Annotated in this window: 16 protein-coding genes, 1 tRNA gene, 2 pseudogenes and 1 other annotated feature; of the genes and pseudogenes, 4 read left to right on the top strand and 15 right to left on the bottom strand. The window is 67.2% G+C overall.

Annotated elements, in window-relative coordinates; translation table 11 throughout:
* Positions 1 to 91: 91 nt before the first annotated feature.
* From ACSQ4M_RS22395 to ACSQ4M_RS22380, 4 genes and pseudogenes are all read right to left on the bottom strand, one after another.
* Positions 92 to 865 carry an SDR family oxidoreductase gene (locus ACSQ4M_RS22395; RefSeq protein WP_436191620.1) on the bottom strand — a complete coding sequence of 258 codons (774 nt, stop codon included), beginning with the start codon at positions 863 to 865 and terminating at the stop codon, positions 92 to 94.
* Positions 866 to 950: 85 nt separating this feature from the next.
* Positions 951 to 2,072, bottom strand: coding sequence for an MBL fold metallo-hydrolase (locus tag ACSQ4M_RS22390; RefSeq protein WP_436191619.1), 1,122 nt, complete (start codon positions 2,070 to 2,072; stop codon positions 951 to 953).
* Complete coding sequence (locus tag ACSQ4M_RS22385; RefSeq protein WP_436191618.1) at positions 2,072 to 3,169, bottom strand: hypothetical protein; 1,098 nt, start codon at positions 3,167 to 3,169, stop codon at positions 2,072 to 2,074. Before ACSQ4M_RS22385 ends, ACSQ4M_RS22390 begins: the two co-directional genes overlap by 1 nt.
* A 157-nt stretch (positions 3,170 to 3,326) precedes the next feature.
* Positions 3,327 to 4,040: pseudogene (locus tag ACSQ4M_RS22380) on the bottom strand (alpha/beta hydrolase); the annotation flags it as partial.
* Positions 4,041 to 4,082: 42 nt separating this feature from the next.
* Between ACSQ4M_RS22380 and ACSQ4M_RS22375 the strand changes: the two are divergent.
* A pseudogene (locus tag ACSQ4M_RS22375) lies at positions 4,083 to 5,310 on the top strand (IS3 family transposase).
* Positions 4,361 to 4,477: a sequence feature (AL1L pseudoknot), on the top strand. (Overlaps the previous pseudogene by 117 nt.)
* A 228-nt stretch (positions 5,311 to 5,538) precedes the next feature.
* On the opposite strand, the gene ACSQ4M_RS22370 reads toward ACSQ4M_RS22375, so the two are convergent.
* The 11 genes from ACSQ4M_RS22370 to tolB form a co-directional block, all read right to left on the bottom strand.
* The gene (locus ACSQ4M_RS22370; RefSeq protein WP_063887726.1) at positions 5,539 to 6,234 is read right to left on the bottom strand and encodes a flagellar brake protein; all 696 of its coding nucleotides are present in this window, start codon (positions 6,232 to 6,234) and stop codon (positions 5,539 to 5,541) included.
* 93 nt (positions 6,235 to 6,327) lie between these two features.
* Positions 6,328 to 8,820 carry a penicillin acylase family protein gene (locus ACSQ4M_RS22365; protein ID WP_436191617.1) on the bottom strand — a complete coding sequence of 831 codons (2,493 nt, stop codon included), beginning with the start codon at positions 8,818 to 8,820 and terminating at the stop codon, positions 6,328 to 6,330.
* 24 nt (positions 8,821 to 8,844) lie between these two features.
* On the bottom strand, positions 8,845 to 9,888 hold the full coding sequence (locus ACSQ4M_RS22360; RefSeq protein ID WP_436191616.1) for an adenylate/guanylate cyclase domain-containing protein: 1,044 nt from the start codon (positions 9,886 to 9,888) through the stop codon (positions 8,845 to 8,847).
* Positions 9,830 to 10,849 (bottom strand): LD-carboxypeptidase, encoded by a 1,020-nt coding sequence (locus ACSQ4M_RS22355; protein ID WP_436191615.1) that lies wholly within the window; start codon positions 10,847 to 10,849, stop codon positions 9,830 to 9,832. The genes ACSQ4M_RS22360 and ACSQ4M_RS22355 overlap by 59 nt, the downstream gene beginning before the upstream one ends.
* Positions 10,846 to 12,072: a tRNA adenosine(34) deaminase TadA gene (gene tadA / locus ACSQ4M_RS22350; RefSeq protein WP_436191614.1), complete on the bottom strand. Its 1,227-nt coding sequence runs from the start codon at positions 12,070 to 12,072 to the stop codon at positions 10,846 to 10,848. Before tadA ends, ACSQ4M_RS22355 begins: the two co-directional genes overlap by 4 nt.
* Before the next feature lie 77 nt (positions 12,073 to 12,149).
* Positions 12,150 to 12,225: transfer RNA gene (locus ACSQ4M_RS22345), tRNA-Lys, on the bottom strand.
* 41 nt (positions 12,226 to 12,266) lie between these two features.
* Positions 12,267 to 13,052 carry a tRNA threonylcarbamoyladenosine dehydratase gene (locus ACSQ4M_RS22340; protein ID WP_436191613.1) on the bottom strand — a complete coding sequence of 262 codons (786 nt, stop codon included), beginning with the start codon at positions 13,050 to 13,052 and terminating at the stop codon, positions 12,267 to 12,269.
* A 119-nt stretch (positions 13,053 to 13,171) separates the two neighbouring features.
* Positions 13,172 to 14,143: a hypothetical protein gene (locus ACSQ4M_RS22335; RefSeq protein WP_436191612.1), complete on the bottom strand. Its 972-nt coding sequence runs from the start codon at positions 14,141 to 14,143 to the stop codon at positions 13,172 to 13,174.
* 83 nt (positions 14,144 to 14,226) lie between these two features.
* Complete coding sequence (ybgF, locus tag ACSQ4M_RS22330; RefSeq protein ID WP_436191611.1) at positions 14,227 to 15,024, bottom strand: tol-pal system protein YbgF; 798 nt, start codon at positions 15,022 to 15,024, stop codon at positions 14,227 to 14,229.
* 5 nt (positions 15,025 to 15,029) lie between these two features.
* Complete coding sequence (pal, locus tag ACSQ4M_RS22325; RefSeq protein WP_436191610.1) at positions 15,030 to 15,566, bottom strand: peptidoglycan-associated lipoprotein Pal; 537 nt, start codon at positions 15,564 to 15,566, stop codon at positions 15,030 to 15,032.
* A gap of 35 nt (positions 15,567 to 15,601) precedes the next feature.
* The gene (gene tolB, locus ACSQ4M_RS22320; protein ID WP_436191609.1) at positions 15,602 to 16,888 is read right to left on the bottom strand and encodes a Tol-Pal system beta propeller repeat protein TolB; all 1,287 of its coding nucleotides are present in this window, start codon (positions 16,886 to 16,888) and stop codon (positions 15,602 to 15,604) included.
* A gap of 435 nt (positions 16,889 to 17,323) precedes the next feature.
* Between tolB and ACSQ4M_RS22315 the strand changes: the two genes are divergently transcribed.
* From ACSQ4M_RS22315 to ACSQ4M_RS22305, 3 genes are read left to right on the top strand one after another with little or no spacing between them, the layout of a single operon-like run.
* Positions 17,324 to 18,514 (top strand): O-antigen ligase family protein, encoded by a 1,191-nt coding sequence (locus tag ACSQ4M_RS22315; RefSeq protein WP_436191608.1) that lies wholly within the window; start codon positions 17,324 to 17,326, stop codon positions 18,512 to 18,514.
* Entirely contained in the window at positions 18,511 to 20,259 is a 1,749-nt protein-coding gene (gene msbA / locus ACSQ4M_RS22310; protein WP_436191607.1) for a lipid A export permease/ATP-binding protein MsbA, read from the top strand. Before ACSQ4M_RS22315 ends, msbA begins: the two co-directional genes overlap by 4 nt.
* Entirely contained in the window at positions 20,256 to 21,434 is a 1,179-nt protein-coding gene (locus ACSQ4M_RS22305) for an MFS transporter (RefSeq protein ID WP_436191606.1), read from the top strand. Before msbA ends, ACSQ4M_RS22305 begins: the two co-directional genes overlap by 4 nt.
* The last annotated feature ends 14 nt before the right edge of the window (positions 21,435 to 21,448 follow it).

The raw sequence follows: 21,448 nt of genomic DNA, 5'->3' as shown, positions 1-21,448 counted from the left end.
TGGGCTCTCGCCTCCGCAGATCGTCGTCGGGCCATGACCAAATGCAATCTTCACTCCAAGCTTGTCCACTACGAAGCTTCCTCGCTCGTTATCAGTCCTTGAAGCGCCCGCGCATGGCTTCCAGCTCACGCACGACCGCAGGCGGCTCCTTCGCGATTGGCAGATTGTCCCGGTCCCGAATGGCGTCATAGCCATCCGCGGGGTCGGCAGGCAGCGCCGAGAAAAGCGGCTCCAGGTCGGCTTGCGCCTCGCCCTGTTCTGCGACCAGCTCAAAGGTCTTGCGGCTCGCGGCAGGCGATGTCAGCGAGGCGACGAGGACCTGCGCAATCTGCTTGCGAGAGACGACGCCATCGGACGGTGCGCCTGCCCAGTGCGTATCGCCTTGACGCAGCACCAACCGTTGCTGGTCGGGGGCGTTGTAGTCGAACCAGCCTGGCCGCACGATGGTGTAAGGCAGACCGCTGGCGCGCACGAGCCGTTCTCCGCGTCGCTTCCAGTCGTGCCCGACACTGAGCTTCGTGACGCCGACCGCCGTCATCAGCGCGATGCGAGCCGGCGCGTTCAAAACGCTCAGGACGTTGCGCACCGCACCGTAGTTCACCTGCTCGGACCCTTTGGGATTGTTCCCGCCGATACCGTGCGTGAAGATGATGCCGGTGACGCCATCGACGGCCTCGTGCAATGTCTCGGCCCGTGTCAGGTCGCCGACGACGACCTGAACGCCTTCGGGAAAGAGGCTTGCCTGAGCGGGATCACGCACCAATGCTTTGGTCTGGTAGCCCCTGCTGAAAGCCTCGGCGACGGTCGGCTGGCCGATGGTTCCGCTGGCCCCCACGACCAGGACAACAGGCTTGTCCATACTCATGACCTCTTCCTTTCAGGGCGTCTGGAGGGTCCGGGCAGCGACGCGATCCCAGTCGCCCAGTCTTTCGGCGAGACATCAACCCGCCTCACATTTCGCCCCTCCACCAACGGGGGAACTGCTGCCCCTTCTGGTCGAGCGCCACCGAGGCGCCTGGCTTTGGCGTCAGCAATCGGTACGACCGCCCCTGGCTGGCCTGATCGATCTGCTTGAACGGCTCGTCCCACTCATGCGCGGCGATGCTGAATCGGCCCACGTGCGCGGGCAGCAATGCTTTGGCCTTCAAGTCTTCGGCCGCCTGCGCGGCCTGCTCAGGAAACATGTGGATGTAGGCCCAGCGCTTGTCGTATTGCCCCATGTCCAGGGCCACGAGATCGAAACCGCCGAAGCGCTCGCCGATCTCCCGAAGGTGCGGGCCATAGCCGCTGTCACCGCTGAAGAAGAGCCGACGCTTCGGCGTCTCCAGCGCGAAGGCCACCCACAAGGTCTTGTTGCGCGTGAGCATGCGGCCCGAGTAGTGCCGCGCGGGCAGGACATGGACGCGCAGGCCCGGCACGAGGTCAAGCACGTCGTTCCAGTCGGCCTCGTGGATGCGTTCAGCCGGATAGCCCCAGCGGTCGAAGAACTCCCCGACCCCGAGCCCGGCGACGACCTGCCCGACCTTCGGCAACAGCGCCTTGGCACTGGGATAGTCCAGGTGATCCCAGTGATCGTGCGTGACCAGCAACACGTCGATGGGGGGCATGTCCTCTGCCGTGTAGACCGAGGTGCCGGGGAACGCGACGTTGGTACCCGGGAATGGTCCGGCGTTGGTGCTGAACACGGGGTCGATCAGGATGCGCTTGCCACCCAACTGCACGAAGTACGAGGAATGGCCCATCCACACCACCACATCCTCCTGTGGCGGCAGGGCCTTGAGATCGACCCGGCTGGACGGAAGCGCGGCGGATGGCTTGAGGTTCGGATTGCGGTCGAACAGCATCGACAGCACGTTGGACGCGAAGCTGGTGTCCTGCGTGCGCATCGGCGTGTCGATGAGGTTCTGGAACGCGCCGTTCACATAGTGGGCAGAGCGCTCGACCGCTTGCAGACGCGCACCTTGAGGCAGTGCACCGAACTTGGGATGCTGCACGTAGGCATACCCGCCAGCCGCGATGACGATGCACACGAGCGGCACGGCGATCACCGTGCGACGAAGCCATTTCTTCATCAGCGTCCAGCCTTCTCGTCGATCCAGGCAAGGATGAGGTCGGCGATCTGCAGGTTGTTCCTGTCCATCATCATCATGTGGCTGTTGCCGCGGACGCCGGCATCGACGGTCGTCATGAGACGGACATCGCCCTTGGCGGCATCGACGCGCGCCTTGAATGCCTTGCAGTCGTTGAAGCGATCCTGCCAGCTCGGGCCGGGCAGCTTCGTCGGTGAGGAGAGGTGGTCGCCGAAGAGGATGAAGATCGGCGTCTTCGCGAGCCGGGCGATCTCGTCATCCGTGTGGACCTTGCCATTGCAGGTGCCTGGCTCCACCATCACGATGCCGCGGATGCCTTTCGCATCGATGAGGGCCGACCGCAACGGATAGGGACCGGATTGCGAATGGGTGAGCAACACGGCGCCATCGAGCTGCAGGGCCAGATCCGACAGGGCCTTCCAGGTCGGGTTGGGCACGCGAGACGTCCCGAGCAGGTCGGGAACGCTTTGCTTGGACATTTCAGCGGCCGCCTCGACCGGAAACTGCGCCTGCGGAAACGCCTTTCCGAGCTCCGGCCCGATCCGGAAATTCGTCCACGCGCCGAAACGATCCGCGAGCCTGAGCAGGTTCGGCTGCTGGTCGGGCGGCATCTTCCCCGCTCTGACGTTGTTGAAAGCGGACTGGTCGAAGCCGGAGCGGGCGCGGCCCACCTGATCGACGACGTACACAGGATGGCTCTTGCGCACGAAGTACTCGTACCAGCCCATACGCCCGTCGGGCGTGGTGTCGTAGGTCTTTCCGCTGAGCGTGGCACCGTGGACCATCACCACGGGGACCTTGGTTGCACCAGCAGGAACCATGTACTCGACGTACATCTGGTTGATGGTGATTTGATCGTCCGGGCCGAGACTGCCGAGTTCGACGGCCGTCTTCTCGACCTGTTCGCCGCCGACGTAGAAGCTACCACGCGCTTTGAGAACCAGCAGGCTGTCGGCGGAGCGGACGTCGCGCAGGCTCTGCGCTTGAGCGGCACCCGCCCCCAGCAGGGCGAGCAGCGTCGCGGAAACGAGCAACGCTGTGCGCAAGGGCCCTGCAGCCCCGCTCTGCGTGTATTTCATGGCATCGCCTTGTTGAGTGATGGGGGCGGCACTTCGATGGTGCCCAGCCTCAGCCCTTCATTCAACTTCTGCAGTCAGGATGGATGGCCGAGTCGTTGGCTGAAAAGAAAAGGCCTCAACGCAGGTCGCGCAGAGGATCTTGTCGGCGATCAGTCCGTCAGAGCGTCTTGCCGTAGAACGAAGTCAGCTTGCCGATGGTGGCATTCACGTACTTGTCGACCCAGTAGGTCTCGATGTGCGTGGCGCCGTCGATCTTGAACAGTTCCTTGTCCTTGGCGCCGGTAGCCTTGGCGAACGCATCCTCGGTCATGTACAGGCTGTCGGCCTTGCTGCCGGCGATCATCAGCAGCGGCTGCTCGATCAGCTCGATCTCGTCCGTCGCGTCCCAGCGCATCAGGTCCATCAGGCTGCTCGTGGTGTACTTGAACGTCGAACCGGGATGCGCGTGGGTGCGCCAGTAGTACTCGTAGCCCTGCCGGTACATCTCAAACGGCAGCGCCGCGATCTGCGCATCCGTCATGTCGGCGTCGCCGGAGTAGAGGACCTTTCCGCCAGCCTTTTCCTGCGCGCGCGCATCCGAAGCCTCCTTCAGGCGCTGCTGGATGGTGTTCAGTTGCGAATCGGAAAAGCCGTTGCGACGGACCCGCCCGGAGTTGAACATGCTGAGCGTGGCAATCGACTTGAAGCGCTTGTCGGATTTCGCTGCGGCCAACGCGTATCCGCCGCCGCCGCAGATGCCGAGCAGTCCCAGACGCGTGGCATCGACGCCCGGATAGCGGGTGATGAAGTCTGCCGCACCGTGGATGTCTTCGATGCGGAACTGCGGCTTGTCCGTGCTGCGCGGCTCGCCGCCGCTGCCGCCCTGAACCGCCCCGTATTTTGAGGAGGCTCCAACTTTTGAGAGGATGGAGCCATGAGAAAGTCAGTGAAGTTTTCGCCCGAGGTGCGCGAGCGCGCGGTGCGCATGGTGTTCGAGCACCGCGGTGAGTACGATTCGCAGTGGGCTGCAGTGGTGTCGATCGCCGGCAAGATTGGCAGCACGCCGCAGACGCTGCTGAATTGGGTGCGTCAGCACGAGCGCGATACGGGCCAGCGCGAGGGTGTGACGACGACGCAGACGCAGCGCATGAAGGAGCTCGAACGGGAGAACCGCGAGCTGCGCAAGGCCAACGAGATTTTGAAGCTGGCCAGCGCGTTTTTCGCCCAGGCGGAGCTCGACCGCCGTCTGAAGTCGTGAAGGCGTTCATCGACGCGCATCGTGCCGCGCACGGGGTCGAGCCGATCTGCAAGGCACTGCAGGTCGCCCCGTCGGCGTACCGGCGCCATGCGGCCAGCCAGCGCCACCCTGAGCTGCGGTGCGCCCGGGCCAAGCGCGATGCGGTACTGATGCCGCAGATCGAGCGCGTGTGGCAATCGAACTTGCGGGTCTACGGCGCCGATAAGGGGTCTGGCATCAGTTGCAGCGCGAGGGCGTCACGGTGGCGCGTTGCACCGTGGAGCGGCTGATGCGCCACATAGGTCTGCGCGGCGTCGTGCGTGGCAAGACCGCGCGCACCACGATCAGCGACGCCAAAGCGCCGTGCCCGCTGGACCGGGTCAACCGCCAGTTCAACGCGCAGCGGCCCAACCAGCTATGGGTATCGGACTTCACGTACGTGTCCACCTGGCAAGGCTGGCTGTACGTGGCCTTCGTCGTCGACGTGTTCGCCCGGCGCATCGTGGGCTGGCGCACGAGCAGCTCCATGCGAACGGACTTCGTGCTGGACGCGCTGGAGCAGGCGCTTTATGACCGTCGGCCCCAACGCGAAGATGGCCTCGTGTGTCACTCCGACCGCGGGTCGCAGTACGTCAGCATTCGCTACACCGAACGGCTCGTCCAGGCCGGCATCGAGCCCTCCGTGGGCAGCAAGGGCGACTCCTACGACAACGCCCTGGCCGAGACCATCAACGGGCTGTACAAGGCCGAGGTGATTCATCGGCGTAGCGCGTGGAAGACCAAGGAATCGGTGGAGCTGGCGACGCTGCAGTGGGTGGCGTGGTTCAACCACCAGCGATTGCTCGAACCCATCGGCTACGTGCCGCCGCCCGAGTTCGAGGACAACTACTATCGAACTCTTGAGCAGCAGGCCATGTCGGCCTGACTCAAGCCAACGGGCCTCCGCGATTTACGGGGCGGTTCAAGCTGAACCGCTAGCCCAGGCGGCGTCGAGTCGAGAACAAATTCTAGAACCGCGTCAACAGAGGACCGGTTTTGAGAGACGCCGCGCTCGACAAATAGTGGACCGTTCTCACTGCAGCGTCAATCTAATCAACGAGTTAAAGTTTCTCGGCTGGGAACAGCTTTTTGAAGTCGAACGCCTGCCATCGTTTCAGTTGCGGTGAATCAGCAGCGTTTCATAGACATAGTTCTGCAACAAGGCCTGGTGCGTTGCATCGATGTCGAGGAAGTTGATGCCGTACGTATAGACGGTATAGAACGCCCCGCCGTCCGGCGCTGTGCCAACGGCCTGCTGCACGCTACGGATCGAGGCCGTCGTCGAAATGCCGACATCCTCATTTTGCGACTGAACAAGAATGGAGAAATTGATCTCGATGGTGTCGCCGACCGCACCAAGTGGATTCGGTGTCGACACCAGCGCCCCGGACAGACTGATGTCCGAGAGCGTCGCCTCTTTCACCACTTCGCGGTTGGTGGGGTTGACCACACGCACCGGAATGTTAGCCTTGACACGCACTGCCTTGCGCAGCCCGACCTTCTGGATGTTCGTCGGGAACGACAGCAGCATGAGCGGCCGTGGTTTGCTCAACACGGCCTCGATGCGCGCGTCGAAGGTGAACACCGACACCCCTGAAAACACGCGCAGCGCGACGTCAGCTCCAGCCGCCGTTTCGACCGGCTTGCCATCCTGCTGCGGCACCTGCATCAGAAGATAGTCGTCCACCACAAAGCCGATCAGCGATGTGTACTGCACCGTCGGACTGCTCGCCTGTTTCGGCATGATTTGCAGGCGGACGCCGACCTGCAGGTTCATGTCCTCAAACTCGATCTTTGCCTTTTTACTCATGTCGGTGTTGAAATTTGGGTGGAGCCGCCTGAGACCGCCTTGCACCGTCATCTGTTCAAAAACCACGCAGTTTACGCGCGCGTGCCGCACTGTTCATGGTACTAGTCGGAGTGTATGCGGAATGCTTTCCGGCGCCATGCGCAAAAGTCGATAGTCCGTGTGCGACCATTCCTTCGTCATGTCACGGTAGCGACTTGAGAACACCAGCCCGCTCTGCCCGGTTTGGTACATGAATTGGCTGCGTTCGAGGTCCGCAAGGTCATAGATCGCGCGCAGAGATGCCGCATGACGGCTGGCGAACGGGTTCTTGGCGTCGTTGGGCCAGTACTGCCCCACGTTGACGGTGAAGGTGTCGCCGCCCGTGGGAACCCGCACGTCAAACCAGCGCGCCAGCAGATCGACGTTGCCGAATGGCCGGTGGACGCTCAATGCCATGTGGGCCACATCCCAGCGCCAGCGCGAGGGGTCGTCTCCGTAGAGTTTTGACAGCCTGTCCAGCGCACGCGTGAGTGCCTGACCGGCCTGATCGGCGCAGCCGCGCGGCGCGCACCACCATGCGTCGTCTGCCGCGAGCGCGGTTTCGACCGTGCTGCGGAAATGCCGCTTGCCGTACAACGCATCGAAGCGCTCCTGTCCCAGCCGAGGCACCAGGAGGCCACGTGTCAGTTCATCGACCCAGACCGAGAACACCAGCGCGGCGGCACTGTCGCCGCGCATGTCGCCATCGAAATCCTGCAGCATGCGCAGCACGCCCAAGGCCAACGGATGGCTGGACGGGGCCGTGCGCAGATAAGGCAACAACCGTTGGGTGGCGAGGGAGACGGTGTCGCCCTGCAGCAGCGCCATGCTGCGTGCGTCGTGGTGTGGCGTTGCGGCCAGCCGCTCGACGATGCGGTCGAAACGGTAGGGCACGGCCCAATCCTGTCCGATGAAGTACGGATAGCCCGGCGGTGTCACGCGCTGGTTGGCATTCGCGATCCAGGCGGGCTGGGCGCCCTCGCCCGCTCCGTGCTCGGGGGTCTCGGCATAGGGCAGCCAGCCATCCCATCCGTAGCGAGGATCCCAGCCGGGTGCGGGCGCAATGCCCCGGATGTCGTTGTCAGGCCGGCGCAATGGCGCGCGGCCCACGGCTTTGTAGGTGATGCGGCCGGCCGTGTCGGCCATCATCACGTTCTGCATCGGCGAGTGGTAGTCTGAGAAGGCGGCCAGCAACTCGGCGACAGTGCCCGCCTCGTTGACGCGCTGCATGGCCAGGGCTGTCTTGTTGTCCGCCTCCAGGGCCGCCCAGCGCAGTGCCAGCACGTAGCGCTTCACGTCGATCAACCTGGCATGTGCGCTCTGCGCATCGCTGAGAACAGGCCCGTGGCGCGTGCTGCGCACCGTGTGCTGGACATCCGGCTGTCCTTTCACGCGGATGGTCTCCACGCGCTGCTCGAACCGGGCCCAGCCTGCTTGGCCCTGGACATCGTCCACGCGGTAAGACATCGGATCGTCCGGCTTGATCTGCTCGATGTACAGATCCTGCACATCGGGCCCGGTGTTCGTGAAGCCCCAGGCGGCAGTGCGCGTGCGACCGAGCACCACGAAAGGCAGTCCGGGTAAGGTGGCCCCGATCACGTCGAGCTTCGGAGCCTGCAGGCGTGCGAAGTACCAGATGGCCGGCGCGCTGAGCCCGAGGTGAGGATCGTTGGCGAGCAAGGGTTTGCCGGATGCCGTGTTGCTGCCGTTGACGACCCAGGCATTGCTGCCTTTGCCTTCGGACAGGCCGGCATCGCGCACGAAGGCTGCCGACCAGCGGCGCGCTGCGTCGTCGAGCAGCCGCGCCGTCAGTGGCACGCTGCCCGGCGCGCGTGAGGTCTTCTGGCTGGGCGGCGGTTCGGTGCGGTAGATGCCCAGCTGACGGTACAGCGCAGCGAAATCCACCGCGGAGGCCGGCGGCTCACCAGGGTAAGGCGGAAACAGCTCCCACAGCCGGGTCGTGTCCACGACCTGGGCCGCAGACAGTCGCGCGAACTCGGTGCCCCAGTTGCCGCCCAGATCCAGGGCCATCATCAGTGACCAGCCGATGCAATCCACAGCTTCCCACGCCTTGCCGCTCTGGCCCGGGCGCACACCCAGCAGCAGGAATTCCGGCTGCAAGGCCTGTGGCCGGTTCGTGTAGAAGGACTGGATCCCCTCGCTGTAGGCTTGCAGTGCGGCGCGGGCCTCGGGCGGCATGCGCTCGAGTTGGCGCTGCGCGGCTTGCATGATGCCCAGCGTGCGCATGAGCTTGTCGGTCTCCAGGGTGGCTTCGCCCAGAACCTCGGACAGCGTGCCGCGCATCACGCGCCGGTTGAACTCCAGTTGCCAGCCGCGCTCCTGGGCGTGCACGAAGCCCAGCGCGAACCAGGCGTCCCGTGCCGTCGCCGCCTTGATGTGCGTGACATCGGAGGCATCGCGCTCCACGGTGACCGCGCCCTGCAGGCCTTGCGCGCGCAGCGTGCCGTCCAGCTGCGGAAAGCTGCGCCACACGTACATGCCCAGCACCAGCAGGCCGGTCAGGACGATGAACAGCAGAACGGCACCGAGGCGCTTGAACCATCGCATCAAAGATCCCTCGCAGTACCAGGTTCAGCGTTGTGTGCTGCCGTTGATGGAGAACGCCACGGTCGGCGCGCTGAGATCGCCGTGCGGTACGCCCAGGGCAATTTCTCCTGCGCCATGGAGCTGGCATTCGTCGCGCCGCAGTGCAACTTCCGAATCGCTGCCGGAGAACCGCACCCAGGTGCCGAAGCTGCTGAGGTCGACCAGCACGAAACCGCCGCTGCGGGCCTCGATGCGCGCATGCAGACGGGATACCCGCGGGTCGTTGACGACAACCTCGGCATGCTCGTTCCTGCCCAGGTGCACCGGCAACTCCCGCGCGTGAAAACTGAGCGAAAGATCCAGATGCTGCAACTGGATGCGGCTCGGCGCAGATGCGTCGGCCATCGCTGGTCGCGCGAGCACGGCCTGCTGGGTCAGGAAGTCGGAGGCGATGTCTTCCTCCCATTCCACCTTGAACAGCGCGAGCGGCTCGGCCTTGCCGCGCAGCGTGACCGAACCCAGGGTGCGAAAGCGCAGGCCCTGGCCTTCATCGACGCCATCGACCACGGACGCAGTGGCCCAGATCTCGCTGCCTCCGGCCAGATCACTGAGGCGTGCCGCCACGTTCACGGCGTCGCCGTAACAGTCGCCATCGACCTCCACCACTTCGCCGCTGGCCACGCCGGCCTTGATCTCCATGCGCAGGGGCTCAGGCCATTGCTCCAGCCGGATGCGGTGTCCACGCTGCATCTGGACGACAGCGTCGGCTGCATCGACGGGTTGTTCGAAGACGGCCAGGATGCCGTCGCCCAGCGTCTTGACCACGCGCCCGCGGTGGGCCTCGCAGATAGCGCCGATCCACTGCGTCAGCCGCGTGATGGTCGCCGTCGCCTTCTCGTTGCCCAACGTCTCGAAGAACGCCGTGCTGTCCGAAAGGTCTGCAAAAACAACCGTGGCCTGAACGCCCATGGTGCTGCGGGGGGATGGCGGGAAGATGCGCGCAGTGTAGGGGAAGTCGCCGGCCGCGGGCTCAATGCGCGTGGCAGTGCCCTTCGTGTGCGTGGTGCCCATGGCCGTGGTGGTCGCCACCCAGATGCCCCCAGAAGAACAACGCCTCGCGGTTCTCGACCACCAACTGCACCTTCGCACCGACCGGTAGCAGCACCTTGGTGGGCACATGGCCGAACGGCATCTGGGTGAAAACCGGAACCTTGATCTGGCTGCGCAGCCAGGCCACCACGGTGGCCAGGCGGAAGTTGCGGTCGTGCGCCACCGTCTGGTAGCCCGTGAACTGGCCCAGCACCACGGCCTTTTGGCGGGCCAGGACGCCGGCATGCAGCAACTGCGTGAGCATGCGTTCGATCCGGTACGGGTGCTCGTTCACGTCTTCCAGGAACAGGACGCCGCCGCGCACGTCGGGGAGATAGGGCGTGCCGACCAATCCGCTGAGCACGGCCAGGTTGCCTCCCCACAGCGTGGCATCGCGCACGGTCCAGGACGGTGGCACTTCTTGGGCAGGCGCTGCGCCGCGGCGCGCGCGCAATGCCGGCATCGGATCGTCGCGGCCGATGCGCCAGCCCGTGCCCTCGCCCTGCCCCAGCAGCAGATCGTCGAAGCAGGCCTGCATGATCTCGTCAGGCTCGTCTTCGCCGCCGAAATCTCCGCACAACGCAGGCCCGGCCCAGCTGATGCCCCCAGCGCGCGCCAGCAGTGCCAGTTGCAGGGCCGTGAAGTCGCTGTGGCCGACAAGGCGGAGCCCGCGCGCGGCGGCACGCGCCAGCACCGGATAGCGGATTCGGTCCAGGATGCGCGTGAGGCCGTAGCCGCCCCGCGAGATCAGGGCGATGTCCGCGCCGCTCGCCGCCGCGCGGTGCAGCGCAGCCAGCCGCGTGTCGTCGTCACCGGCAAAGCGCATGTGGCTCTTGAGCGCGGCCTCGTCGATCTCGACCACATGGCCTTGTGCGCGCAGGCGCTGCACCCCGCGCTTGAACGCGGCTTTGTCGCGCACGGCGCCCGCAGGGGAATAGATGTAGATGTGCTTGGAATTCACGGGCGGGAGTATCCCACTGCGAATCCGTCGAGCAGATGGCGGGCCAGCGTGGCACCTCCACCGGCGGCGGCCGGCGGCTGTGCAGCGGGCCAGTCGGGCACCTCCCACGTGTCCGTCGTCCAGCGCAGGAATGCGCGTGGCCCGGCGCGGTGCCCCGCGTCGGGGAACGGCACGCCAGCCGCATCCCCGCGCGATTCCTGCTGCAGCAGCTGCGCGGCATGGCGCGCCTGGGCGGGCTGCCACGTTGTCGGCCATGGTCCGCCATCCGGGCGCATCGCGACGGCCGCCGAGAAGCTGGCATCCACGGCGACCAGGCCTCGGTAGCGCGTCGGCGCACGGCGCGGCAGATCCAAAGCCAGCGCACTTCCTCGCCCCTGCAGCACCAGAACGATGTCGTGCAGCTGGAGCGCCTGTACGAACTCATCGAGCACCGTGCGGTGCCAGCCGGGGCTGTGCGCACCCTCCTTCTTCGGCTTGTCGCTCATGCCGAAGCCCGGCAGGTCCACCGCAACGACGCGGTGCCCGGCTTCGAGCCAGACCGGCAGCAGCGAGCGGAAGTCGTAGCTCCAGCCCTGGGCGCCGTGCACGCACAGCAGCGTCAGGGGGGCGGCGCCGCCCTGCCCCCGCTCGTCCAGGTAGTGCATCGACAATCCGGCCAGGCTCGGCAGGCTGCGGATGTACCGCCCTTGCCAGGGAGAGTCCGCCAGCCCGGAGAAGCATCTGGCCGGCGTGCGCAGCGCATCCTCGCGCAAGGGCACGCGCGCGTCGGCCTGCGCCTGGCGCTGCTGCAGGAAGAAATCGCGCAACAGCGCGCCACAGGCCTCGCTCAGGACCCCCCCCTGCACGCTGGTGTGGTGGTTCAATCCCCCCTGGACAAACAGGTCGACCACCGAACCCGCAGCGCCGGTCTTGGGATCTGCAGCGCCATAGACCACACGGGACAGCCGTGCGTGCAGCATGGCACCACTGCACATCACGCAAGGTTCCAGCGTGACGAACAGTTCGCAGTCCTCGAGTCGGTAGTTGCCCAAAGCTTGGGCCGCCGCGCGCAGTGCCACGATCTCCGCGTGCCCCGTGGGATCGCACAGTGTGATCGGCGCGTTGGCGCCCGTACCGACCACCCTGCCCTGGTGCAGCACAACGGCGCCGACCGGCACCTCGCCCTGCGCAGCCGCGCTACGCGCCTGTTCCAACGCGAGCGCCATGGCCTCATCGTCCGTCATGAACGAAGGCGGTGTGCAAACGGGGAGAGAAGCTTGAGCATCGACGGCATGGCGGATGTCCCAAGGAGCAAATGGGGTGGTAGGACGTACTGGGGTCGAACCAGTGACAAACGGATTAAAAGTCCGCTGCTCTACCAACTGAGCTAACGTCCCACTGCTGTATGCAGCAAAGCCGACGATTATAGCCAGACGAATCAGGCTTTTTGCGCGCGCCTTGCAATTTGATCGAGCACCCAACCCGCCGCGCACTGGCCGAAGGTGGCCGTCACGCTGACCACGGAGCCATAGCCATGGCAATTCAGGCTGCCATCCCCGGTGATCGCGCAGGACGGATCGGGCGGTGCCACGGGCTCCCGGCTGAACACGCAGGCCACGCCCATGCGCTTGCCGTCGCGCGGCGCCTGGTGGTGCTTGCGCAAGCGCTGGCGCAGCTGGGCCAGCAGCGGATCGTGCGTGACAGCGGCCAGGTCGTCGATCTGCACCTCGTGCGCAAGCCGCTTGCCGCCGGCTGCTCCCACCCCGATGAACAGCCGGCGCCCTGCGGCCGCACTGCGGGCCCAGGCCGCCATCGCCGTCTTCGCGGCCACCTGGTCGCAGGCGTCGATGACGGCGTCGGCATCGGCCGGCAGCAGTCCCGGCCAGTTCTCAGGCGTCACGAAGTCGTCGACGACGTGGACCTGGCAGCCTGGGTGGATTTGCGCGATGCGCTCGCGCATGGCCAGCACCTTGGCCTGGCCCACGGTACTGTCCAGCGCGTGGATCTGGCGGTTGATGTTCGACTCGGCGATGTGGTCCATGTCGACCAGCGTGAGCTGCGCCACGCCGCTGCGGGCCAGCGCTTCGGCGGCCCAGGAACCGACACCACCGATGCCCACCACGACGGCGTGCGCGCGGCGGATGGCGCCGGCGCCGGCCATGCCGTAGAGCCGCTCCAGGCCACCGAAGCGCCGTGCCAGATCCGGTTCGTCCAGCGCCGTCATGGCTCGCGCTCCACGCGCCAGCTCTGGTAGCGCAGCGCGAGCACCGCCCGCAGCACCTGGTGCGTCAGCAGCGAAATGTCGGGAGACTGCATCGGCGCGATTCTAGGAAGAAGGGAGCCTCACCAAGCGGCGCGCCGCTCCAGCGGCGCGAGCCGCCGGACCCAGGCGTGGATCTCGTGCGGTGCAAGCAGGGCCGGGTCAACGGGCTGGAACGGCCTGCGCATGAAGGCGCCGATCTCGGCGGCGTCGACACGCTCGATGACCAGCACCCGGTCGGGGTCGAAGTAGGCATCCTCGCGCGCGGAAGCGCGGTTGGTGACGATCTTCTTCTGCAAGAACAGCGCCTCCATGCTGCGCAGCGTGGCGCCAGACTGGTGCTCCTGCACGATCTCGACCAGGCAATCGGTGTGCTGGCTCTCGAGCAGGTTGCGCGCATACGGGATCCAGCCCGCCTGCAGATGCGCCTGCCATGCCGGCGCATAGTCCTTGCCCTTGTCGGGGACGACGTGGAAATGTGCGGACATCCCCAGTTGTTCGACGGCCGCCTTGAGCTCCAGCAGCAGACCGAGGCGGCCCTTGTCCACGCCGGAGAAGTAGAACCCGTGCCGGCTGCCTGCGCCCGCAGGGGGCGGCACATGCCGGTAGGGTTGGGGCGTGAAATGCAATCCATAGGCCGCGGCATCCTCCTGGTCGAAGGTGTGGATGGCGTCGACGATCTGCTTCAGCTTGTGGAGCTGAAGCCGGCTGTGGGGCAGGTCCGCCTTGATCCTGGCAACCGGGTTCCAGAGGAACACATGGCGCGTCTGCGCCCGGATGTACTTCGCTACGCTGGCGATGTTGTTGAGGTTCTCCATCGCGAAGAACAGCACCACATCCGTCGGCGCGATCTTGCGGAGCCGGCTGCGCGTTCCCGCGTCCGGGTACAGCCCGAGCCGGGCGCCGCGGAACCTGGATTCAACGCCCCGGCCGACCCGCCCGATCCAGCTGCCCGGCATTTCCCGGTAGGGAATCAAGCCGGTGTCCTTGTCGCGAAAACCGTCGAAGACGAAGGCGGCCAGCTCGGACTTGGCGTTGTAGATAACGTGGCGCATGAAGCGGGTCGTGCGGAGCCGAGGTGACGTCCGCCACCGCCAGTGCTGTCCCCACGGACGGCTCGCAGGCGGGGCGGCCGCGCTCAGCGCATCTTGGCCAGACGGTCCTTGGCAGCTGCGGCCGCCTCGGACTGCGGATAGACCTTGATGAGGTCTTCCAGCGTCTTGCGCGCGCCGCGCACTTCCTTGAGCTCCAGCTGGCAGTTAGCGATCGACAGTGCGGCTTCGGGCGCGCGCGGGTGGTTCGCGTCCACCGTCAGCATGTTCTTGAAGTTGCCGATGGCGGCCTGGTAGTCGCGCGTGGCGTACTGGGCGTTGCCCAGCCAGAACAAGGCCAGCGCGCGATAGCCGCTCTGCGGGTAGCGCTTCATGAACTCGGTGAAGGCGATGCCGGCGGGCGCGAAGTCACCCTTGCGGAACACCGCCAGCGCGGCCTCGTAGTCGCGCGTCTCGGCCGGGTCGGCCAGAAACTCGCGGCCGTCCACCGTCACCTTGGTCGGCTCGAACTTGCGCAGGCGCTCGTCCACGCCCTGGGCGATGTCCTTCTGGCGGCGCTGCATCTCGGCGACGTCGCGGGCCAGTTGCTCTTCCTGCCCGCGCGACTTCGCCAGGTCGGCACGCAGAGCGTCGATCTGGGTCTGCAGGTCCAGCAGGCTGCGCCGCATCTGGGTGTTCTCATCGTTCACCCGGCGCAGTTCCTCCCCGGCCTTTTGTTGCGCGGCCTGCAGCGCATCGTGGCGCTGGCGCAGTTCCAGGATCGCGCGGCGCGCCTCGTCGTCGCCAAACAACGCGTGCGCCGGCATGCTGGCCAGCAGTGCCATGCCCAGGCAGGCCGCCGCGGCCGCGCGCGCACCGGCACGCATCACTGCTGTCGTGCGCATGCGCTTCAACGGTAGGTGATTTCGGCGCGGCGGTTCTTGGCGTAGGCCGCCTCGTCAGAACCTTGCACCGCCGGCTTTTCCTTGCCGAAGCTCACGGCCTCCACCTGGTTGTCGCCCACGCCCAGCAGCACCAGCGCACGGCGAACGGCTTCGGCGCGCTTCTGGCCCAGGGCCAGGTTGTACTCGCGGCCGCCGCGCTCGTCGGTGTGGCCTTCGACCACGCTCTTGCGGTTGCGGTCGGCACGCAGGAAGCGGGCGTTGTTCTCGACCGTGGTCTGCTCGTTGGCCTCGATGCTGTAGCTGTCGTAGCCGAAGTACACGGTGCGCGCGCCAGCCGGGCCTGCGGCCAGGTCGCTGGACTTGCTCAGGTCCACGGGCGCCACGCTGCTCTGGCCCACGTTGCCGGCGCCAGCGCCTTGCGAGCCGATGGCCGAGGCCGAGGTGCCAGCCTTGTCCTGCACCGGCACATCGTCCAGCTTCACGGGCGAACTGCAACCCACCAGAGCGGCGGCGACGATCGCGGTCAATACGAACTGCTTCATTTACACACTCCCCTTTTTGACAAAAAAACCGGTACTCAAGCCTTCAGGAACGGGCCCCAGTCGGGCTCGCGGATGTCGCCCGCCTGACCGGCCAGGCGCGCCTTGATCTTGCCGTCCAGCGTCGTGGTCATCAGCGCCTCGCGGCCATTTTGGACCGTGGCGTAGACCAGCAGCTTGCTGTTGGGCGCAAAGCTCGGGCGCTCGTCGGCCGTGGTATCGGTGATGCCGGCCACGGTGGAGCTCCCCAGTTCCATGACCTGCAGCCGGAACGCCCCGCCGATGCGCGACACATACGCCAGCCAGCGGCCATCCGGGCTCAGCGCGGGCGAGATGTTGTAGCTGCCGTTGAAGGTCACGCGCTCGGCCGCGCCGCCGGACGACGGCATGCGGTAGATTTGCGGCGCACCGCCGCGGTCACTGACGAAATACAGGCTCTTGCCGTCGGGCGAGAACGCCGGTTCGGTGTCGATGCTGTTGGACTGGGTCAGCCGGCGCGGTTCGCCGCCATTGCTGTCGATCGCGTAGAGCTGCGAGCCGCCATCGCGCGTGAGCGTCACGGCCAGCGTTCGGCCATCGGGCGACCAGGCCGGCGCGCTGTTGGAGCCGCGGAAGTTGGCCACCAGCCGGCGCCGGCCGCTGGCCACGTCGTGCACGTAGACCACGGGCTTGCGCGACTCGAAGGACACATAGGCCAACTGCTGGCCGGTTGGAGACCAGGCCGGCGAGATGATGGATTCGGGGCTGGCCAGCGCGGTCTGGCTGTTCTCGCCGTCGGCATCGGCCACCCACAGCGTGTAGCGCTGGCCAGCCCGCGTCACGTAGGCGATGCGCGTGGAAAACACACCGCGCTCCCCTGTCAGCTTTTCGTAGACATAGTCGGCGATGCGGTGGGCCGACAGGCGCAGGTCGGCCTGCACCACGCTGTAGCTCTGGCCGCCCAGGTCCTGGCCGCGTACCACGTCCCACAGGCGAAAGCGCACGTCGAAACGGCCATCGGCCAGCCGCGTCACGCTGCCGGTCAACAAGGAGTCGGCGGCGCGCTGGCGCCACAGCGCCATGTCGGGCCGCGACGCCTCGTCGAGCGCGGCGCCGGAGACATCGACGCCGCGGAACTGGCCGCTGCGCTCGAGGTCGGCCTGCACGATGGCGGCGATCTTCTGGGGCGACTGGTCGTCGCCCCGGAAGGTGGCGACGGCGATGGGCAACTGGGTCAGGCCCACGCCCGTGACTTCGACGCGAAACTGTGCCCAGACGGGCAAGGCCCCGGCAAGCGCCAGGCCCGCGACACAGTGCCGGCGTCGGGAAGAGAACTCAAATGGCATGAAAGAAATGTAATGAACGCGAGCCACTCGGGTCAGATCAGCCCCAGGAAGTTCCCGCTCAAGGTTTCAAAATGTTGGTGGCGCGGCCAGTACCGATGGTCGTGTCCATGGCGCCCGCATGCCATAGGACAGAAGCGCAATCGCATGCCCGACACAGCCAGCAGATGCGCACGCCACGCCCAGGAACATCCACCCGCCGACGGCCGGCAGGCACGGGGATGTGAAGTGGCATGACACGGGAGGGTGTTGAGGGGGCGGTGGCGGGTGCGCCACAGTCCGCGAGGATAGCAGAGTCCGAATGGCCGATTGCACGTGGCCGGGGGCCGATAATGCCGCGCCTGCGGTCGTGCCACGCCCGCCTCCGTGCCTGTGGGCCGCCCTGCTCTCGATGGACCGTTTTTGAATCTACGTCTTGTTCTTGCATGCCTGATGGCCATGGCGGTCGGGCTTCCGATGGCGGTGGTGAGCATCTCCAAGGCCTTGCTTCTTCTGGGTGCGCTGGGCCTCGTGCTGTGGCCGGCGCTGCGTGGTCAGCGTGACCTCGCGGCGGCGCGGCTGCGTTCGCCACCTCTGATCCTGGCGGCGCTAGGCTTTCTCGCGCTGTCGCTGTTTTGGACCACGGTGCCGCAGGGCGAGGCGCTCGGCGCCCTTGGCAAGCATGCCAAGCTGCTGGTGATCCCGGTCCTGGTGCTGTTCCTGCGCACGCGGCGCGAGGCCTTGATCGCCCTCGCCTGGTTCGCCGGCGCGCAGGTGTTCCTGCTGCTGAGTTCCTGGCTACTGGTGCTAGGCGTGCCCGTGCCCTGGGCCACGGCCGACACGGCCCAGGTCGACCACGCCGTGTTCACCAATTACCTGGGCCAGTCCATCATGACCGCCACGGTGGCCGCTGTCTGCTGGCACCTGCGCAGCTACCTGCCGCGCGCGTGGATGCGCCAGGCCGCCGTCGGCGTGGCGGCGCTTGGGCTGGCGAGCACGCTGTTCGTGATGCCGGGCCGCACCGGTCACCTGGTTGCCATCGCGGTGATCTCGCTGGCGTTGTTGTGGCTGCTGCCCCGGCGCATGCGCTTTCTCGGGGGGCTGGCGCCCGTTGTCGTGGCCGCGCTGCTGCTGCTCACCTCCGACCCGATGCGTCACCGCGCCAGCCTCGTGGTGGATGAAAGCATGGCCTTCGCCGAGCAGTCCAACAACCGTTCCTCTTCCGGCGAGCGGTTGAACTTCTGGCACCGATCGCTCCAGGCCATCGCCGAGCGTCCTTTGAGCGGCTTCGGCCTGGGCAGCTTCAACCAACAGTACCGACGCTTCGATGCAGGACGCGGCAATCCCATCACCTTCGGTGTCAAGAATCCGCACCAGGAATTTCTGCTGTGGGGCGTGGAGGCCGGTGTCGGCGCCATGCTGCTCCTGTGCGCGCTGCTGTTCGGCCTTTACCGTGACCTGTGCCTCGGAGAGCGGCCTGCCGTGCGTGCAGGCGCCTCGGCCATGGCCGCCTTGCTGATCTCCTGCATGTTCAATTCCATCCTGTTCGACGCGGCCATCGGCGACTTCTTCTGCGTCACCATCGGGCTCTTGATGGCGCTGAGCCTGCGCACGGCCCCCGAACCGGCGCCGCAAGGCCGCGCCGCATGACCGAGCCGACCGCCGCCCCCAAGGCCTCGATCAGCCAGCGCCTGCGGCGCGTCTGGCCCTACTTCCGCTCCGCCCGCGCGGGCTGGGTGCTGCTGGTGCTGGCCACCGCCGTCGTCGCCGCAACGGAACCCATGATCCCGGCCCTGCTCAAGCCGCTGCTGGACCGTGGATTTCAGCGCGACAGCCTGCCGCTGTGGGCCATCCCGGTCGCGCTGCTGGGCCTGTTCGGCCTGCGCGGGCTGGCGGCGTTCACAGCCAACTACGCGCTCGGCCGCATCGCCAACCAGGGCCTGCTGCAGCTGCGGCGCGAACTGTTCGCCAAGATCCTCTCCGGCGACCTGCGGCTGTTCCGCAGCCAGTCGGCCAGCTCGCTGGCCAACACCGTGGTCTACGAGGTACAGACCGGCTCGCAGGTGCTGGTCGGCGCCGTCATGGCCTTCTCGCGCGACAGCCTCACGCTGCTGGCGCTGGTCGGCTACCTGCTCTACCTGAACTGGAAGCTGACCCTGATCGTGGCCTTGCTGATCCCGGCGGTCGCCTGGGTCATGGGCGTGCTGTCGCGCCGGCTCTACAAGCTCACGCGGGCCAGCCAGAGCTCCACGGATGCGCTGGCCTACGTGGTCGAGGAAAACGTGCTGGCGCACCGCGATGTGCGGCTGCAGTCCGCGCAGGCCTTGCAGCAGCAGCGCTTCAACGAACTCAGCGAGCGGCTGCGCCAGCTGTCGATGAAGTCCGTCGTGGCCTCCTCCACCATGTCGCCGCTCACCCAGATGCTGGTGGCCGTGGCCATGTCGGCCGTGATCGCCATCGCGCTGGTGCAAAGTGCTGACAACGGCACCTCGGTCGGCAGCTTCGTCGCCTTCATCACCGCGATGCTGCTGTTGGTGTCTCCGATCAAGCACCTGTCGGAAGTGGCCAATCCGATCACGCGCGGGCTGGCGGCCATCGAGCGGGCCCTGGAGCTCATGCAGCAGACCGAGGACGAGCGCGGCGGCAGCTTCAGCCTGCCGCGCGCACGTGGCGACATCGCGCTCGAGGGCGTGACGGTGCAGTTCGACGGCAGCGGCCAGCCAGCCCTCGACGCCCTGGACCTGCGCGTCGCCGCCGGCGAGACCGTCGCCCTGGTCGGCGCCTCCGGTGCCGGCAAGACCACGCTCGTGAACCTGCTGCCGCGCTTCCTGGAACCCACCGCGGGCCGGGTGGCGCTGGACGGCCATGCGGTGCAGGACTGGGACGTGATGGCACTGCGGCGCCAGTTCGCCGTCGTCAGCCAGCATGTGGTCATGCTCAACGACAGCGTGGCCGCCAACGTGGCGCTGGGCCAGCCGCTGGACCGCGAGCGACTGGCGCGATGCCTTGTCGACGCCAACCTGGACAAACTGGTCGCCGAACTGCCGCAGGGCATGGACACGCTGGTCGGCCACAACGCCGCCCAGCTCTCCGGTGGCCAGCGCCAGCGCCTGGCGATCGCCCGTGCGCTCTACAAGGATGCTCCCGTGCTGATCCTGGACGAGGCCACCTCGGCCCTGGACACCGAGTCCGAACGCGCCGTGCAGGCCGCGCTGCAGCGCTTGATGCAGGGCCGCACCACGCTGGTCATCGCCCACCGGCTGTCCACCGTACAGCACGCCGACCGCATCGTCGTCATGGAAGCCGGCCGCATCGTCGAGACCGGCTCCCACGCCGAACTGCTGGCGCGCGACGGCGCCTACGCCCGCCTGCACGGCCTGGGCCTGCCCGGGTGAGCGAACGCCGCAGCGACCCGGCATGGACCGTGGTGCTGGCCGGTGTGGCGGCCGCCCTGCATGTGGGCAAGCTGCCGCCGGCCCTGCCCGTGCTGCGCGAGGCGCTGGAGCTGTCGCTGGTACAGGCCGGCTTCCTGCTCTCGCTGGTGCAGTTGGCCGGCATGGGCCTGGGCCTGGCGGTCGGCCTGGCGGGTGAGAGCCTGGGCCTCAAGCGCTGCATGGCCGCGGGGCTGGTGCTGCTGAGCGCGACCAGCCTGGCCGGCGGCTTCGCCCAGGACGCGACCGCCCTGCTCGTCCTGCGCGCGCTGGAGGGCTTTGGCTTCCTGCTCGCCGTCACGCCCGGCCCCAGCCTGATCCGCCGGGTCGCAGCGCCCGGCGAACTCGACGCCAAGCTCGGCTGGTGGGGTGCCTACATGCCGCTGGGCACGGCTACGGCGCTGCTGGCCGGCCCCTGGCTGCTGCCGCGGCTGGGCTGGTCGGGCTGGTGGTGGCTGCTGGCCGCCCCGTCGTTGGCCATGGCGGCCCTGCTCTGGCTGGCGCTGCCGGCCGACGCGCGCAGTGTGGCGCCGGGGCGCAGCGCCTGGTCCGCGCGGCTGCGCCGCACGCTGGCCGCGCCCGGGCCCTGGCTGCTGGGCGCCAGCTTCGCCATGTACGCCGGCCAGTGGCTGGCCGTGGTCGGTTTCCTGCCCACGGTGTTCGCGCAAGCCCAGGTCGGCGCCCAGCTGGCCGGCGCGCTGACGGCACTGGTGGCAGCCGTCAACATCGGCGGCAACATCGCCGCGGGCCGGCTGCTGCGCCAGGGCACGGCCCCGCGCAAGCTGTTGTGGACCGGCTTCAGCGCCATGGCTCTCGGCGCCATGCTGGCCTTCCTGCCGGCGCTGGACGCCGGCCCTGCCGTCCGCACCGGCGCCGTGCTGCTGTTCTCGCTGGTCGGCGGCCTGGTCCCGGCCACGTTGTTCGCGCTGTGTGTGCGGCTGGCGCCGGGCAGCGACACCATCGCCACCACCGTGGGCTGGATGCAGCAGTGCTCGGCGGTGGGGCAGTTCGCGCTGCCGCCGCTGGTCGGCTGGGTCGCACGGCTGGCGGGCGGCTGGCAATGGACCTGGGCGCTGACGGGGGTGTGCAGCGTGGCTGGCGTGCTGCTGGCGTGGCGCATGACCGCGGCGCGCGGCTGACAGGCCTCGCCGAC

Origin of the sequence: Pseudorhodoferax sp. LjRoot39, assembly GCF_964253035.1 — a bacterium.
In the GTDB taxonomy this organism is placed as follows: domain Bacteria; phylum Pseudomonadota; class Gammaproteobacteria; order Burkholderiales; family Burkholderiaceae_C; genus Pseudorhodoferax.
Note: the sequence above shows the minus strand (reverse complement) of the source record. Positions and strands in the feature narration are given on the sequence as shown.